General features: G+C 35.7%; 16 protein-coding genes. 10 read left to right on the top strand and 6 right to left on the bottom strand.

The genetic code is table 11. The features are described 5' to 3' along the window. The first annotated feature begins 169 nt into the window (after positions 1-169). The 8 genes from leuS to LS65_RS00095 are packed head-to-tail and all read left to right on the top strand — an operon-like array spanning position 170 to position 9,853. Positions 170-2,644, top strand: a complete 2,475-nt coding sequence (leuS, locus tag LS65_RS00130) for a leucine--tRNA ligase (RefSeq protein ID WP_034362812.1) — start codon at positions 170-172, stop codon at positions 2,642-2,644. A 13-nt stretch (positions 2,645-2,657) separates the two neighbouring features. Next, the gene (gene lptE, locus LS65_RS00125; RefSeq protein ID WP_034362814.1) at positions 2,658-3,185 is read left to right on the top strand and encodes an LPS assembly lipoprotein LptE; all 528 of its coding nucleotides are present in this window, start codon (positions 2,658-2,660) and stop codon (positions 3,183-3,185) included. A 29-nt stretch (positions 3,186-3,214) separates the two neighbouring features. Next, a complete protein-coding gene (locus LS65_RS00120; protein WP_236096571.1) occupies positions 3,215-4,429 on the top strand; it encodes a folylpolyglutamate synthase/dihydrofolate synthase family protein in 1,215 nt (404 codons plus the stop codon). Continuing rightward, positions 4,414-5,301, top strand: a complete 888-nt coding sequence (locus tag LS65_RS00115; RefSeq protein WP_034362816.1) for a M23 family metallopeptidase — start codon at positions 4,414-4,416, stop codon at positions 5,299-5,301. Before LS65_RS00120 ends, LS65_RS00115 begins: the two co-directional genes overlap by 16 nt. Then, positions 5,291-6,193, top strand: a complete 903-nt coding sequence (locus LS65_RS00110; protein WP_034362818.1) for a M23 family metallopeptidase — start codon at positions 5,291-5,293, stop codon at positions 6,191-6,193. Before LS65_RS00115 ends, LS65_RS00110 begins: the two co-directional genes overlap by 11 nt. After that, positions 6,151-6,561, top strand: coding sequence for a bactofilin family protein (locus LS65_RS00105; RefSeq protein ID WP_034362820.1), 411 nt, complete (start codon positions 6,151-6,153; stop codon positions 6,559-6,561). Before LS65_RS00110 ends, LS65_RS00105 begins: the two co-directional genes overlap by 43 nt. 14 nt (positions 6,562-6,575) lie before the next feature. After that, complete coding sequence (gene mfd / locus LS65_RS00100) at positions 6,576-9,581, top strand: transcription-repair coupling factor (protein ID WP_034362821.1); 3,006 nt, start codon at positions 6,576-6,578, stop codon at positions 9,579-9,581. A gap of 20 nt (positions 9,582-9,601) precedes the next feature. Continuing rightward, positions 9,602-9,853: a hypothetical protein gene (locus LS65_RS00095; RefSeq protein WP_034362822.1), complete on the top strand. Its 252-nt coding sequence runs from the start codon at positions 9,602-9,604 to the stop codon at positions 9,851-9,853. A 50-nt stretch (positions 9,854-9,903) separates the two neighbouring features. Here LS65_RS00095 and LS65_RS00090 read toward each other — a convergent pair whose 3' ends face one another. The 3 genes from LS65_RS00090 to LS65_RS00080 are packed head-to-tail and all read right to left on the bottom strand — an operon-like array spanning position 9,904 to position 12,009. Beyond that, positions 9,904-10,758, bottom strand: coding sequence for a bifunctional riboflavin kinase/FAD synthetase (locus LS65_RS00090; RefSeq protein ID WP_034362823.1), 855 nt, complete (start codon positions 10,756-10,758; stop codon positions 9,904-9,906). After that, complete coding sequence (gene tlyA / locus LS65_RS00085) at positions 10,727-11,449, bottom strand: 23S rRNA (cytidine-2'-O)-methyltransferase TlyA (RefSeq protein WP_034362824.1); 723 nt, start codon at positions 11,447-11,449, stop codon at positions 10,727-10,729. The genes LS65_RS00090 and tlyA overlap by 32 nt, the downstream gene beginning before the upstream one ends. Beyond that, positions 11,449-12,009 carry a hypothetical protein gene (locus LS65_RS00080; RefSeq protein WP_236096570.1) on the bottom strand — a complete coding sequence of 187 codons (561 nt, stop codon included), beginning with the start codon at positions 12,007-12,009 and terminating at the stop codon, positions 11,449-11,451. Before LS65_RS00080 ends, tlyA begins: the two co-directional genes overlap by 1 nt. Positions 12,010-12,121: 112 nt before the next feature. On the opposite strand from LS65_RS00080, the gene LS65_RS00075 reads away from it, so the two are divergent. Beyond that, positions 12,122-13,015, top strand: coding sequence for an aspartate carbamoyltransferase catalytic subunit (locus tag LS65_RS00075; RefSeq protein WP_034362825.1), 894 nt, complete (start codon positions 12,122-12,124; stop codon positions 13,013-13,015). Between the two features lie 157 nt (positions 13,016-13,172). Further along, positions 13,173-14,492, top strand: coding sequence for an outer membrane family protein (locus LS65_RS00070; protein ID WP_138129719.1), 1,320 nt, complete (start codon positions 13,173-13,175; stop codon positions 14,490-14,492). Between the two features lie 42 nt (positions 14,493-14,534). Here the strand turns inward: LS65_RS00070 and LS65_RS00065 are convergent, their stop codons facing one another. From LS65_RS00065 to LS65_RS00055, 3 genes are read right to left on the bottom strand one after another with little or no spacing between them, the layout of a single operon-like run. Then, entirely contained in the window at positions 14,535-15,209 is a 675-nt protein-coding gene (locus LS65_RS00065; protein ID WP_034362826.1) for a CheB methylesterase domain-containing protein, read from the bottom strand. Positions 15,210-15,214: 5 nt separating this feature from the next. Beyond that, positions 15,215-16,129: a CheR family methyltransferase gene (locus LS65_RS00060; protein WP_236096569.1), complete on the bottom strand. Its 915-nt coding sequence runs from the start codon at positions 16,127-16,129 to the stop codon at positions 15,215-15,217. 8 nt (positions 16,130-16,137) lie between these two features. Continuing rightward, entirely contained in the window at positions 16,138-17,568 is a 1,431-nt protein-coding gene (locus tag LS65_RS00055) for a Do family serine endopeptidase (RefSeq protein WP_034362827.1), read from the bottom strand. Positions 17,569-17,589: the final 21 nt, after the last annotated feature.

Here is a 17,589-nt window from a genome sequence, read left to right as displayed (position 1 = left end):
AAAAAATAGCATTGTAGCAGGAATTATTAAATTACTTAGATTACTCAATATTTTAAAAGTGCTTAAGTGTAATTTATCACATAAAAATAGTTTTAAGGGTGAGAAATCCCTGTGTGATTTAAGCTTTTTTTTTATAATACTTTATCAAATTTATAAAAGTGAGTAAAAAATGAGTGAATACAATCCTAGAAATATAGAATCTAAATGGCAGGAATATTGGCAAAAGCATAAAAGTTTTGAGCCTTTGGGGTTGGATTCTAAAAAGCCTAAAAAATATATCTTAAGTATGTTTCCTTATCCAAGTGGGGCGATTCATATGGGGCATGTGAGAAATTATTGCATTGGTGATGCACTAGCAAGGCATTATCGCCAAAATGGATTTAATGTGCTGCACCCTATGGGTTGGGACGCATTTGGTATGCCAGCTGAAAATGCAGCTATTAAGCATAAAAGCCACCCTAAAACTTGGACATATAGTAATATTGACACAATGAGAAAAGAGCTTGCCACACTCGGACTTAGCTTTTCTCAAGAGAGGGAATTTGCCACAAGTGATACGATATATACGCGATTTGAACAAGAATTTTTTATTAAAATGTGGGAGAGGGGGCTAATTTATCGTAAAGAAGCATATTTAAATTGGTGTCCCAAAGATCAAACAATTTTGGCAAATGAGCAAGTCATTGAGGGTAAATGTTGGCGATGCGACACACCTGTGGTGCAAAAACAAATGTTTCAATATTATATAAAAATTACAGCTTATGCTGATGAATTACTTGAATGTCTTGATAGTCTTGAAGGGCATTGGCCTCCTCAAGTGTTAAGTATGCAAAGAAATTGGATTGGTAAATCAAAGGGTTTGAGTTTTGCTTTTGCTTTGAGTGAAGATTCAATACAAAAATTAGACAATGCTATAACAAAGCTTGAAGTTTTTACTACGCGTCCTGATACAATTTATGGTGTAACTTATTGTGCAGTCGCACCAGAACACCCTATTGTGCAATCTCTTATAGAAGGTAAGCATCTTCAAGAAAATGTTATAAAAGCCATTGAGAGTATTAGAAACACCACTGCCAGAGAACGCGCAATGAGTGAAAAAATCGGCTTTGATTTGGGTATATACGCAATACATCCTCTCACACAAGAGAAGTTGCCTGTGTGGGTAGCAAATTTTGTGTTAATGGATTATGGTTCTGGGGCGGTGATGAGTGTGCCAATGCACGATGAACGCGATTTTGAATTTGCCAAAACTTATTCTTTGCCGCTAAAATGTGTCCTCGTCAAAGATAAAGATTCTAAAGAATCTACACAAGAGGTATGTGCAGCGTATGAAGAGGGATATTTGATAAATAGTGGAGAATTTAGTGGTATGTATAACGCCCAAGCAAAAGAAAATATCATTGCTTTTTTTGAAAAACAAGGCAAAGGCAAAGGCGTAATAAATTATCGCTTACGAGATTGGGGTGTTTCAAGGCAGAGATATTGGGGTGCGCCTATTCCTATGGTATATTGTCAATCGTGTGGGATTGTGCCTGAAAATATTGCAAATCTCCCTATTACATTGCCTTTTGATGTAACTATTGATGGAGAGGGGAATCCCCTTTCAAAACATCCTACTTGGAAGCAATGTATATGTCCAAAATGTGGTAAAAAAGCACAAAGAGAGACTGATACAATGGATACTTTTGTGCAGTCAAGTTGGTATTTTTTGCGCTATACTACACCTTCCGCGATGTGGGAGCAAAAGCCCTTTGATAAGGAAAATTTAGCATATTGGCTTAATGTCGATGAATATATTGGTGGTATAGAACACGCTATTTTGCATCTGCTTTATGCACGATTTTTTACAAAAGTATTACGCGATTTGGGATATATAGAGATTGATGAGCCATTTGCTAATCTCCTTACACAAGGTATGGTGTTAAAAAATGGTGCAAAAATGTCAAAAAGTAAGGGAAATGTCGTCAATCCAAACGATATTATCGCACATTATGGTGCAGATACTGCAAGGCTTTTTGTTCTTTTTGCTGCACCACCTACGCGTGAGTTGGAATGGAATGATAATGCAGTGGAGGGTGCGTATAGATTCTTAAAAAGATTGTGGGAGAGAGTAGAACATATACAGCCCTGCACACAAAAGCCACATATTAATCATCAAGCATTGCAAAAGAATGAGCAATATGCTCGTCAAAAAGTATATGAGGCGTTACAGAAAAGCTATGATATTTTTAGTAAAAAACAAGTCGGATACCCTTTTAATACTCTTATTGCTGCAAGTATGGAAGCTTTTAATGCGTTAAATGAGCAAAATAATGCTTTGGTTTGGACGGAAGGATATTTTATTTTATTGCATATTTTAGAACCTATTGTCCCGCACATTTGTTGGGAATTAAGTGATAGATATTTTAATTTGACAAATTTTGCATTTATTGATATTGATGAGAATGCTTTGCACAAAGAAGAAGTAATATATGCGGTTATGGTTAATGGCAAAAAACGCGCAGAAATTGAGTTGTCCCTTGCTTTAGCTCAAGAGGAGATTATTGCACACGCAAAACAAAGTGTAGGAAAATGGCTTATAGATGTGCAGATTCTAAAAGAAATTATTGTGCCAAATAAGCTTGTAAATTTTGTGGTGAAATAATAAAGGCTTAAAAATGCTCAAGTATATGCGACTTGGTGTTTGTGTAGGTTTTTTGTGGTTTTGTATTGGTTGTGGATATAAGCCTGTAAGCACTTACGCACAAAGCATTTTTAATGATGGTGTGTATGTAGATATTATAATAAATCCTTCCGTGCCTGAATCTGGGACAAGCATTAAAGATGCGGTAAATAACGCAGTGATTAAACGTTTTGCTTCTCGATTGAAAAACAAACAAGAGGCAAAGAGTTTTTTACAAATTAATGTGCAAAGTATTACACAAACGCCTGTGGCTTATAATCAGCAGGGATTTGTGAGCTATTATCGCACAAATGTTGTGCTTGATATTCATTTTGAAAATGATAATGGAGCAAGTTTTGATGTGCAAAATTCTGGATATTATGATTATAGTGCAGATTTTACATCTACGATTGCACTTGATCAATATCGTTTAGAATCTATTAATAACGCTGCAAGTATGGCACTTGATAAATTTATCTCTCAAGTGGCTTATTATGGGGAATTTTATAATGATAAGCAATAAAGTAGGTATTAAAACTAAGGAGAATCTAGGTGATACAAAGCCTTGAAAATGTGCTTATAAGCAAGGGTGCGGAGTATGCACCTTTTGATGTAGAGCGTGTGCATAGAATTTACAAGCAAATTGCACCGCTATGTGGATTTAATGGGATTTTTGGCAAAAAGTGTAAGGTCATACATATTATGGGGACAAATGGCAAGGGAAGCACTGGGAGATTTCTTGCTATGGGATTAGCACAGCACAAAAAAAGCGTGTTACATTTTAGCTCCCCTCATCTTTTTTGTTTTCGTGAGCGTTTTTATGTGTATAAAGATAATTATCAGGGCAATATTGATGAAAATGAACTTGAATGTGCGCACCAAAAACTTTGGAGTATAGAATCTGCACAAGAGGCAAGTTATTTTGAATATGCCACTTTTCTTGCCTTACTTCTTGCTAAGGATTATGAATATCTGGTGCTTGAAGCAGGAGTAGGTGGAGAATATGATTCTACTTCTGTGATAGAGGCAAATGTGAGTATTTTTACACCTATTAGTTTAGACCATCAGGAGATGTTAGGTGAAAGTGTGCAAGAGATTGCACTCACAAAGCTTAAGGCAATGAGTGGGCAAGTAATCTTGGCGAAGCAAAGGTATGAGGAAGTTATACGCATTGGGAAAAAAATAGCGGAACAAAAAGGATTGGTATGTGAAGTATGGCAGGATATACATACAGATGAGCGTTTTAGGAATGAAGTGCAGGATTTCACGCGCTATTGTCAAACCCATATTCTTCCACCATTTTTATGCGATAATTTGCATACGGCTATGTGTGCGCTTGATTTTTTGGGAATGAAATTTGATTTTAATACATTGAATCCACTCTCGCTTCGTGGTCGATGTGAAAGATTCACACATAATATTGTGCTTGATGTAGGGCATAATATTGATGGAGCAAGGGCTTTAAGAGAGTATTTTGCAGAAAAGCAAGTATTTCTTGTGTATAATAGTTACGCAGATAAGAATATTGAGGCAATTTTGCGTGAGCTTTTACCTATTGTTAGGAAAGTTTTACTAATCTACACAGACAAAACTCGCATTTGTCCAAAAGATACATTAATTCATATATTGCAAACCTTAGCAATTTCACATGAAGATTTTGATATAAGACAGATGAGAGAGAGTGAGGATTATCTCGTTTTTGGTTCTTTTAGTGTTATAGAAGAATTTTTACAACAATACAAAGGAATGAAGTGCAAGATAAATTAATGATTTCTATTATCGATAATAATGGTTCAAGGCAATTTAGTGTGCATCACCTTTTACAAAAGATAGCACTATTTTTAGGTGTAGGTATTGTTGTATTGGTGATTTCTTACTTTATTATTGCTCATTTTTTAATGAGTGAGCTTGAAGTAATTTTGGCAAATAATACGCAAGTACGTGAAAATTTTCAAACTATTTATGAAAAAAATAGTGAGTTAGAGCGCAATATTGATTACAGAACGAATGAACTGCTTAAGGTGTATAACAAAATCAATGAACTTGAAAATATTGTGAATGTTTCTAAAATTAATCACGAGGTATATCATAATCAAGATATTGATCTTGATGAACTTTCGCCTTTACAAAAAGATATTTTGCTTAAAATTATACCAAATGGCGACCCTGTAGATAATTTTGCTGAAAAAAACTTTCCTCATAAAAATATTTCAACTTATACCCTTAAGCAAGGCACACCTGTGTATGCTACGGCAAATGGTATTATAGATTCTGTGCGAGTAGTGGGAAGCGAAAATCATTTAATACAGATTCAACATTCTTATGGTTTTGTTTCAAACTATGGACATTTGGGTAAGGTTGTGGTGCAAAAGGGTGATTTTGTTATTAAAGGGCAGGTTATAGGATATAGTGGTGTAAAAGCAAATTTATCTTATGATTTGCATTTCATTGACTCTGCCCTTCCTGTGGCAAGTTATACAGATTGGAATAGTGAGAATTTTGCTCAAGTTATTGGTGTAAATAGTGCTGTTGATTGGAAAAGTTTGGTGTGGGCACTTGATGATCTTGTTCAATTAAAAAATTATCGTGTGAGCTATCAAGATAGCGAGATTTCTACTTTATCAAACAATGAATTCTAAAAATAATCGCCTTGTATTAATGATTACCGACCAAAATGGGTCGCGCTATATCAATGTAAATTCTATTTTTAAACAACTTAGCTTGTATTTTATTGTTCTTATTCTTACGCTTATTATTTTTGGTATCGTATCAATCAAGACTTTTAGCAGAGAGATTAACAGAATGTCTATGTTTAATGAGATTATTACCCAACGATATAAAAAAATGCTTGCTAAAAATGAAACACTTAATTTTCAAATTGAGCAAAAAATTGAAGAAACCTCTCAAATCGATGAAAAAATTGGAGATTTAGAAAGTATCGTTGGCGTGTCTATTGATACCCTTCAAGAAACAAATGATGATAATCTTGAAACTCGTATAGATGTAGCCTCACTCACTGGCACACAAAAAGCTTTTGTGATGAAATTTATTCCAAATGGTTATCCTATGCAAACTTATCACCATATGTCCGCACCTTATGGTTATAGAACTCACCCACTGCTTTTTACAAGGCATTTGCATACGGGTGTAGATTTTGCTATGCCTATTGGCACACCTGTGTATGCTACTGCTGATGGTGTTGTCAATGATGCGCAGTTTTCAACTGGTGGTTATGGATACCTTGTAAAAATAGATCATTCATTTGGGTTTATGACTTATTATGCTCATTTGAATAAAATGGTAGTGCGAAAAGGAATGTTTGTTAAACGTGGGCAACTTATTGCTTATAGTGGAAATACAGGACGAAGCACAGGTCCTCATCTTCATTATGAAATACGATTTTTGGGTCAAGTGATTAATCCTACAAATTTTATGGATTGGAAGATGAGCAATTTTGATTCAATTTTTGAAAAAGAAAGGAGTGTAGCATGGCAATCTTTGTTAGCGACAATAAACAATCTGATGGAGTAAGTTCAAGCGGTGGAGCGACTATCATCGCACAAGGCACTAGAATCAAGGGAGAAATAAACGCAGATTGTCGATTGCATATTGATGGAGAGTTTGAAGGGACTATTCATTCTAAAGATACCGTAATGGTAGGTAAAAATGGCATTGTGCGTGGCGATATAGAATCTGCTTCTTTAATCGTAAGTGGGCGTTTTATCGGTAATATAACTGCAAATGTGCTTGAAATTAAACCACAAGGGCGTGTAGAAGGCACAGCAGCGACATCTGAATTTGTGATTGAACGCAAGGGTATGTTTATTGGTGAAAGTAAAATTAAAAGCCCAAAGACAAATAAAATAGAAGTTATTTCATCTGAACTTCCCAAAAAATAGCATCGGAGAGAGGTTTGGTACAATCTTGTCTGTATAGACTTCTCAAAGCAGGTAATTTTTCTTATGAGCTACTGCTTACTAAAGATTTTAAACAAGCCCAAGATGCCTATGAGGTCTTTAGTTTGTTTCAAGCACCAATACCCTTTGTCCTGCCTGAATTACCTATTCATTTTGGTGATGATTTGAGTTCATTTCGTGAGGAGTTTTTGCATACTCTCCACATTTTGCGCTCTTTTTATGCCGCGCAAGATTCTAAAATCCTCATTGCACCAATTGCGAGTGTGCTTCACGCACTTCCCAAAAAAGATATATTGCAAAGCTTTGTTTTAAGTCTCCATCATAGTTATGATTTTACGCACATTAAAGAACGCATTATTGAGTATGGCTATGAATGTGTGGAAGTGGTGGAATTAGAGGGTGAAGTAAGCTTTAGAGGAGATATTATTGATATTTTTATCCCTCAAAGTGAAAATCCTCATCGCATTGTCTTTTTTGATAATGAGGTTGAAAGCATACGATATTTTGATACATATACGCAAATGAGCAATCCTGTTGAGATTACAAATCTTGACATTCTTCCAGCACTTTTTTCACTCACTTCGGAGGAAAATCAAGAGCTACAATCCCAAGTAAGTAAAAGCAATTTTGAAGGATTCAATAAAGATGTGGCTTCATTTGGATTCTGGTTTTTGGGCGAGAAGGCACATTTTCTCCCTAAATGTTATAAAACATTGCTCACGCCTTGTGCCTTAGATGAAGCACGAGAAATTTATAGTCTAAACCCAATGCAAGAGGCACTATCGTGGCAAGATATAGAATCTTTTCCTATCTGTGATGTGGTTGAAGGTTATAGTGATATATCCTTTAATCCTGCAAACCTTGTCTCAATGATAAAGGCTCATTCAAAGCGTCATATTACACTTCTTACTTCTAATGATATTAAGTTAAAAGCTTTTAATAAGACAGATTTAGAGGGTGTGGAGATAAAGCATTCTAATGCGATTGTGAATCTTATCACACCAGATGAATTGCTTCTCTCTCTTAATACCTTTAGTCCTAAAATCAAGCACAAAAAGACCACCTTAAAGCTTAATGAAATTTCTCAAGGTGAATATGTTGTGCATAGTGAATATGGTATAGGGCAGTTTATTGGATTGAAAAGTGCGCATATTGCCGGAGTGGTAAGGGATTTTATAGAAATTGTATATCAGGGGGAAGATAAGCTTTTGTTGCCAGTTGAAAATCTAAATATGATTGATAGATATGTGGCAGATTCTGGGCAGATTCCGATAATTGATAGACTAGGTAAGGGGAGTTTCGCAAAGCTTAAACAAAAGGTGAGGGTGAAACTTTTAGAAATTGCAAATGGTATCATCGAACTTGCAGCCAAGCGCAATCTTTTGCAGGGTGCAAAAATTGATACACAAAATCCTGCGCTCATTGCCTTTGCAAATGCGTGTGATTTTACACTTACAAGCGACCAAGTCCGAAGTATCAATGAAATTTATACAGACCTCTCTTCAGGCAGGGTAATGGATAGACTTTTGAGCGGTGATGTGGGCTTTGGTAAGACAGAGGTGGCAATGAATGCAATTTATGCTGTATGCCTTAGTGGGTATCAAGCAGCGATGATTGTGCCTACAACTTTGCTTTGCGCTCAGCATTATCAGAATCTTAAAGCGCGTTTAGAACCATTTGGGATAAAAATAGGACGATGTGATAGATTCATAAAAAATAATGAAAAAAAAGTTTTGTTTAGTGCGTTAAAAAATGGAAATATGCAAGTTGTTATCGGAACGCACGCACTTTTTGGCACAGAATTTAGTAATTTAGGACTTATTGTTGTTGATGAGGAACATAAATTTGGCGTAAAGCAAAAGGAGCGTATTAAGGAACTTTGTGCCAACACTCACCTTTTGAGTATGAGTGCTACACCTATTCCGCGCACACTCAATATGGCTCTCTCTCAAATTAAATCTCTTAGCTCACTCCATACGCCCCCTGTGGATAGAATCCCCGTGCGCACTTTTATTAAAAGTGGCAAGCCTTCACTTCTTAAAGAAGTAATTTTGCGTGAATTGCGCCGAGGTGGGCAAGTTTTTTATATTCATAACAATATCGCAAGTATTGAGAAAAAAGCAAAAGAATTACAAGTGCTTTTGCCCGACCTTACGATTGCTATTTTGCATTCTCAAATTGATAATGCAAAAAGTGAGGAGATAATGTATGATTTTGCACAAAAAAAATACAATCTTTTGCTTTGCACGAGCATTGTAGAATCCGGGATTCATTTACCTAATGCAAATACGATTATCGTAGCTTCTGCAGATAGATTTGGTATCGCAGATTTACATCAATTGCGTGGGCGTGTAGGGCGGAGCAATAGAGAGGGATTTTGCTATTTTCTTGTAGAGGATATGGAGGCTATCACACCAGAATCTAAAAAGCGGCTTATGGCATTAGAAAAGAACTCTTATCTTGGTAGTGGTGAGAATCTTGCGTATTATGATTTAGAAATTCGTGGTGGTGGGAATCTGTTAGGTGAAGCACAAAGCGGACATATTAAAAATATTGGTTATGGATTATATTTGCGCTTACTTGAAGAATGTATTCAAGCCCTAAGCGGTAAGGGCGCAATAGAACAAACACAATGTGATATAAAACTTAATCTCAATGCTTATCTCAATCCACAACTTATAGCAAGTGATAAATTACGCTTAGAGCTTTATCGGCGACTTTCACTTTGTGAAGATATAAGCGCAGTTAATGATATAGAATCTGAAATTTTTGATAGATTTGGCACGCTTGATGAGGCGAGTGAAACATTTTTGGAGCTTATACGCATTAAAGTGCTTGCAAATCAATGTCGCCTAAAGCAAATTTTACATTATGGGCAAAATATTACTTTTGTATATACAGATGGGGGCAAGGAAAGTGTAGTTTCATCAAGCAAAGATTGGGACGATGTGGTGGAGTGCATTATGGTATTTTTACGCAAAAAATTGCAAAATGAGATATAGCAAAATGAGGGGGTTATGAGATGAAATGTGGTTTGTGTGAAAAGATAAAAAATTTACGAAAATTTGATATTTTGTTGATATTGGCTATTTGCTTTTTTTTATATATTGGTGCTCAATTACAAGTGAGAGAGTTTAAATCATATAAGGAGCAACATAAGCAAGAATCGAATAAAATTCAAGATAAAGAGCTTCAAATTTATGAAGATTTGCAACGAAAATGTTATTTTAAGAACGATAAAAATTCGTGTGAAAAACTTAAAGAATATGAGTGAAAAATATGTAAAATTTTAGAATCTTTGTTTGAAAAATATCTTTAAGAATCTTAGCTAAGATATGCGATATTTGCTTGGGCGAGAATGGCTTTAGATTCTCTAATATCTTGTGTTATTTGTTTTTTGAGAAATTCTAGGTTTGCAAATTTTTGATTATCACGTATTTTTTGCACAAAATAAATTTCTACCTCTTTGTCTGTAATATCCCATAGCTCTTTATCGATGATATGTGTTTCAATACTAAAGGCATTATCTGTGCTTAGGCGATGACCTACAAAATTCACACTTGGCATAAGCTCTCCATTTATATGTGTAAAACTCGCATATACACCATTTTGAGGCAAGATATAATGTTGTGTGTGTATATTGATAGTTGCATAGAGGGATTTTGCGCCAAGATTCTGTCCGGTAGTGATACTTCCTCTCACTTGGTAGTATCGCCCTAGCATAGTGGCTGCTTCAAACATATTGCCATTACGAATAGATGTTTTAATCACGCTTGAATGCACACCTATGCCATTAATACAAAATTGTGGCACAACCACGACTTTACCATTAAAAAAATGCGTTAAATCATTCGCACTATACGCTCTATTTTTACCAAAGGCAAAGTCATAGCCTACGACTATACATTGTAATGAAGGAAATTTACTTTGGAGTATCTCCATAAAATATGCACCATTCCATTGCATAATATCTTCAAAATTGATAGATATGATAGGATAGGGGCTATAAGATTCTTTATATGGAGTGAGTGCTTCTCCTTTGCTTTCTATACATAAAAGCGCACTTTTGGGCGGTAAATATGCAAATAATGCCTTATGGGCTAGGTGCATACCATCAAATTTTCCTAAAGCTAAACCTTGAAGCGTTTCATCTTGTGGCATAGATAAAAAACTCGACATTGCCTTCCTTTCCTTTAAGTATGCTTTGTTTTGTGCAAATGATATGAAAATCTTTTTGCACTTCAAGACAGAATCGTTCCAATGCTTTCACACCTATATTTTTATCTTTTAGCACACCTTTTTTATCTCTTTTGGCATCTTTACCCACTTCAAATTGTGGTTTGAAAAGCCAAATATAGTCTGTGGCGACTATACGCTTAAAACTCTCAATGAGTTTATAGAGTGAGATAAAACTCACATCACACAAAAGTATATCAAAACCTATTGTATCATTAAAATCCCTCACATCGCATTCTTCAAAAACCTTAACGCGTTCATCATTGCGGATATTTGCGTGGAGTTGATTTTTACCTACATCAATACATACCACTTCACGCACTTTATGCTCTAAAAGCACTTGAGCGAATCCACCTGTGCTTGAACCAATATCACATACCCTTTTATTTGCAAGATAATTGTGATGCCATATATTTTCTTCTTCTAATATATCAAGAAAACCTCTTAGCTTATAGCCGGCTCTTCCTACAAGTAAGCCCTGTGTGTCAATTTGCACTTGGTCGTTAGATTCTAAAAGTGCGGCATTTTTATAGATAATTTTGCCATTTACACTTACACAGCCTAAAGCAATTGCTTCCTGTGCTTTTGTGCGTGAGGAAAGCAGAGTTGTGCAGTATTGGTCAAGTCGTTGCATTATCGTGAGAGATTGCTTTTAGGTTGTGTGTAGCCAAAATCAAAGCTTATATCGCCTATGTCTTTAATATGTGCGATAAATTTTAAGCTCTCCCTTCCTCTAAAACCCATAGAATCAAAGCTTACCTTATATACATCATTATAAGCAATATCAGGCACAAAATCCCCGAGTTCTTGCTTATTTAATGCACTCACCTTATTTGATTGGATATTTTTATAAACATTTTGTAAGCTAAAGGTGAGGAGATTCGCAGGCAGTTTTCCCTCTCTGCTATATATTTCTACCAAAAACACCTCACCCTTATCATTTTTAACAAACTCATCACTAATGTCATTCATATAGCGCACAATCATTAAAATTTGTGTGCGATTATTTTTCAAAATTTGCCCTTTACGCATAGCTTGAATCTCATTTTCTTTTTGAATTTTTTGTTTTTTTGGAGCATTGTGTGCTGAAGGGATATGCACAAAATCTTTGTGATAAAAATCGCTACAACCCAGAAACATTACGGCGCATAAATTTGCACCTATGAGCATAAACATTGTATATAAAAAGCGCATTTGCCTCTCTTTATTTGCCTAAGATTCTGTTCTGATACAGATATATGAGAATGCGTGCAATTTTAGCATAAAGTTTGCTACAATATCTAAAGATTTTACCAAAGGACTTTTTATGCATACCCCTAGACACCTCCTACGCACAAGTGATCTTAATATGAAGCAGATTCAAGATATTCTCTCACAAGCTCAAATATATAAAGATATGCAACATAGAGAGAGTCTAAAAAACAAAACAATTATCACGATTTTTTTTGAAAATTCTACGCGCACACTTTCTAGCTTTGAAATTGCTGCTAAACGTTTGAGTGCCGATGTAGTGCGACTTGATGTAAGCAAAAGTTCCACTGCTAAGGGCGAGAGTATGTCTGATACTGCAGCTAATCTTAACGCTATGAAACCTAATGCAATCATTATTCGGCATAAAAACGCTGGAGCTGGGTATTATCTCAAATCTCAAGTGAGTTGTTCTATTATTAATGGTGGTGATGGCGCACACGCACACCCTACACAAGCTTTGCTTGATTTACTTACTTTAAAGGAGCATTTTGGTAATGATGTGGAGAATCTTAAAGGCAAAAAAATTGCCATTGTGGGTGATATTAAAAATTCACGCGTGGCAAATAGTAATATAGAATTGCTTACACGTTTTGGTATGGAGGTGATTTTGGTTGCTCCACCACATTTTCTTCCACCTACAAATCTCTACACAACAACATATTTGCGTGAAATTGCCAAGGAAGTTGATGTATTTATGAGCTTACGCACGCAAACTGAAAGGCACGATAAGCAAATTTATGGCTCACTCAAAGACTATGCTTCACAATATTGCATTACACCAGAAATTTTAGGCGATAGAGATGTGATTGTTTTGCACCCCGGACCTGTGCATCGTAATATTGATATTGATGATGAGGTTCTTAAAGATCCTCGTTGCAAGGTTTTGGAGCAAGTAACCAATGGTGTATGTGTGCGTATGGCAGTGCTAGAGTTTTGTATTTGTGCTTAAGTCGCCTATCTTCGCCTTTTTGTTTCTTGTTTTATTATAATGTATTAAGTAAAAATTAAGTATAAAATGTTAAAATACATATTGTATTCTTAAAAATATGTAAAGATTTACAATATTTTTTAAGAATATTTTAATTTCTATAACACAAAGGAAAAAAATGAAAAAAACTTTAGCGTATATAGCTTTAGGGGGGGGGTTGCTTACTTCTAGCCTCAATGCTTTTGATTATAAAGTAAGTGGTTCAGCAGAGAGTTTCACAAAGTGGGGTTTTAACAACCAAAGACTTGATACAGCAAACAATCAAGCACCAACAGAGAGTTTTACAACATTATTCGCACAGCTTAATCTCAATGCAGATTTAGGAGCAGGATTCAAAGCTGGACTTGGCGGGGCTATTGGTGGATTAGCTTTTGATTCTACTCGCAATGACCCATTAGTCTCTAATATTGGTTCGCCTGTTGTTACAGCATATTTTGGAACTGCGTGGGATAAAGAGAGGGTGCAAAACTATATGGTGCAAAATGCTTTTTTAGAATATAGCTATGGAGAGAATGTGTATCTTAAAGCAGGTCGTTATGAATCTGGAAAGGTTGGGGAATGGTTTAGCGGCTACACTCAAGGGGCAGAAGGTTATTTTCAAGCAGGTGGTGTAAAACTTTGGGGCTTTTTATCAAATCGCCGTGCCTTTGCATATGACCAATGGTTTAATGATTTCTATCGTGTGCTTGGCACATATGCAGGTGGGGCTACGCGTAATATTTATGCAGCAGGACTTGATTTTAGCAGTAGTGGGCTTACACTCTCTGCATTTTCTTACTATACTCCGGGTGTATATACCGCACCTGGGGCAAGTATCACTTTTGATAGTAATCCAAGCAAAGAAGCACAGGGATTCAAATCTTTAACTAAAATTCGATTTCTTGCCCCTGTGGCTGATTCAAGTAGGATAGGATATGCAGGTGCTAGATGGGGTGAGGTGGAAAAACACTCTTATACACTTCATATTGAGCAAAAATTTGAAATAAATATGTTTTTCTTTGGTGCAGGGTATTATCAAAACTTTGGTAATGCAAGTGAACTTATAGGGCGTTGGGGGAATCCTCTATCACTTGATATTTGGACAGGAAGTGCGTATGATATAGGGCAGGCTCTTAATGACATTATAGGGAGAAATGCAGTTACAGGTTATGGCTTTTTAGGTGCAAATTATGGAAATTTTGATTGGAAAATTTTAGGACGCGGCACAAATAGCCCAAGAAGTGCAGAACAAAGCGTGGCATTTATCCTTAATTATCAAATCCGTGAGGATATTGCTATAGGTGGAAAATTAGAATGGTTTAGTGATACAACTAAAGCAGGATATAGTCCTCTTGGAGGTTCTTATGTAGTTCAAGCAGAAAATAGCTCAGCAGTGCTTACCAACAATCGTAAAGATGACCGATCTCACGCATTTTTCTATATCCGTCATACATTCTAAAATCTCTTAATAATCCACCTTTTGGGTGGATTGAGGCATATTTTATTCGCTCTCTGTCGTTGAATTTTTGGTTTTGATTGGTGCTTTTGCATAACTAATAATGCGTGAGATAATCATATCAAGGCTTAGAATCTCACTCACTGCACCCATTTCAATTGCTTTTTTTGGCATACCAAAGACAACACAATCCTCCTCTTTTTCTGCTATGGTATGCGCACCATTTTCATAAAGATCTTTAAGTCCGATACAGCCATCATCACCCATACCTGTTAAAATTATGCCTAAAGCAGAAGAACCTGCAGCATTGTTAGCACTACGAAAAAGAATATCTACACTTGGTTTATGGCGGGAAATGCGTTTTTCTTCATTAAGTGGGTAAGCACAATATGCACCGAGTGCAAAATCCACCACCATATGTTTGTCGCCTCCTGCGATATAGACACAATTATTTTTCATCGTAACTCTTGAAGCGACTTCATAAATTGTAAGTTGTGATATTCCATCAAGACGTTTGATAAATGAAGAACCAAAGCTTTGTGGGATATGTTGCACCACGGCTATGGGAGGGAGCTGTTCTGGCAAACGCGAAAAAATATAAGAGAGAGCATCTACCCCACCTGTAGAAGCACCGATAACAATGAGTTTGCCACGATTAATTTTGCAAGGATTGCTTTTAAGAATCTCATCAGGATGATATTTTATAGTTTCCATTATCATAGTGATTAAGCCTTTATTTTTACAAAAGTTTTGTTACCAAGTTTTTCAAACTTACTTGCTAAATGATAGAGGCTTTCAGAATGTCCTAAATAAAATGTCCCATCAATACGCAAAGTATCAATGAGTTGTGAGAGAATCTTGGGCTGGTCTTCTTGTGTGAAATAAATAAGCACATTGCGACAAAAGAGTATGTCAAATTCTTCACGTGCAAAAGGATAACGTTTATCAAAGAGATTGAGTTGCTTGAAAGTAATCATTGATTTGAGGTTATCTTTAACCTTTAATAAACGTATAGAAGCATTTTTACCATCATCGAGTGCGTCAAAATATTCATTAATATCACACCATTGTGGAAACTTTTCAAGTTTAAAGTTAATTGTGTAGATTCCTTCTTGTGCTTTCTGTAGAACTTCTGTATCAATATCAGTAGCGATAATGCTTACAGGTATATTGGTTTTATTAATCTTTTTTGCATAAGCAACGCTCATTGCGATAGAATATGGCTCTTGTCCTGTGGAGCTTGCGCAACAGAAAATCTTTATGGGTCTATTGAGCCCAAAAAGCACAGGTAGTGAGCGGTCAATCATATCTTGAAAATGAAGATATTCTCGAAAAAAGTCAGTTTTGTTTGTTGTGAAGCTATTGATAAATTGTTGTCTTATTTTTTTGGTATGTTCAATGCTAGTGAGTAGCTCATCTATACTTTGTATTTTTGTTTCATTCATAAGCATATAGATTCTATTTTTTATCATTGTGGTTTTGGTATCACTTAAAAAAATACCACAATATTTATAGAGATAATCTTTGATAAGTGTAAGCTGTTTAGCATCAAGATTTATCACTGCTCCCCCCCCCCCATTTTTCTTTTTGAAGCATTTAATTTTTGTATTACTTGCATAGGTTATTGTCCTTAGATTCATTTTATTTATCATTTAATGAGTATAGTTTTTGTGCCATTGCTATTATAGACTAAGATTCGTTTATTTTTGCCCTTTAATCGTGCAAAAGCATTGTGTAAATCGGCAGGCTTTCTGATAGTGGTGTTTTCTACTTGCGCGATAATATCACCAGCCTCAAATCCCGCCTCTTTAGCTTTTGAGTTAGGATTCACACGTGATACTACAACACCATTAATGTCATTTGGGATTCTATAACGTTGCCTTAAAGCTGGTGTAAGCTCTTCTACACTTAAGCCCTCAAGGTCTGTGCTATAAGGCGCGTTTTGTGTTGATGAAGCTTGATTTGGCTTATTATCAGGTAGTTCTGTAAGCGTAACTTGTGCAACACGTTCTTGTTTATCACGAATAAATTTCACAACAATCCGCTCATTTGGTGGAAGCATACCAATGAGATTTTTTAATTCCGCTGCATTTGATACTGCCTTGCCATTAATGTGTGTGATAAGATCCCATACCATAAGTCCTGCTTTTGCTGCAGGAGATTGTGGCTCAATGCTAATGACAACTGCACCACGATTATCGCCATAGCTTTCTTTGAGGTCTTTATTAATATCTTGAATCCCAACACCTAAAAACCCTCGTTTAATACTCCCTTTTTCAATAAGCTCTTTAGCAATTTTTTTTACCATATCTGAAGGAATAGCAAAACCTATGCCGTGATTACCACCTGTGCGTGAGAGTATCGCAGTGTTGATACCAATAAGTGCCCCACGAGAATCTACCAATGCCCCACCTGAATTTCCCGGATTTATAGAGGCATCAGTTTGAATAAAATTTTCGTAATCATTGATACCAATCCCGCTTTTATTTAATGCGGAAACAATGCCCTGTGTGATACTTTCACCTACACCAAAAGGATTCCCAATCGCAAAGACAACATCGCCAATAAGCACATTTGAGCTATCAGCAAAACTAATAGGAGAGAGATTATTTGCTTCAATTTTTATCACTGCTAAATCACTACGAGCATCTGTCCCAATGACTTTTGCAGTATATTCTTTGGTGCTATCTGATAAGGATACAAGCACTTTATCTGCTTCATCAATAACGTGATTATTTGTGATGATATAGCCATTATTTGAGATAATTACTCCACTTCCAAGACTACGTTCTACGCGGTCTTTTGGGATATTTCCATAAAGATCGCCAAAAAATTGTTGAAAAAATGGATCATTAAACATAGGGTGATTAGGAATTTGGTTGCTTACATTTTTTTGTGTAGAGATATTTACCACTGCTTTTTTTGCTTGTTCAATAGAAGAATTAAAAGAATAGAGTGTATCATTGTCTAATTGTGGTGTAATGCGTTTTTGAATCTTTGGTGCTTCTTTGAAATCAATCGCTAAAACTTGGCTAACAAAAGTAGTAAAAAGACATAAATATAAGATTATATATTTCATTAATACTCCTTATATAAATTG

This window comes from Helicobacter japonicus, from assembly GCF_000762845.2.
Lineage (GTDB): Bacteria > Campylobacterota > Campylobacteria > Campylobacterales > Helicobacteraceae > Helicobacter_C > Helicobacter_C japonicus.
This window is presented reverse-complemented; position numbering and strand designations above follow the sequence as displayed.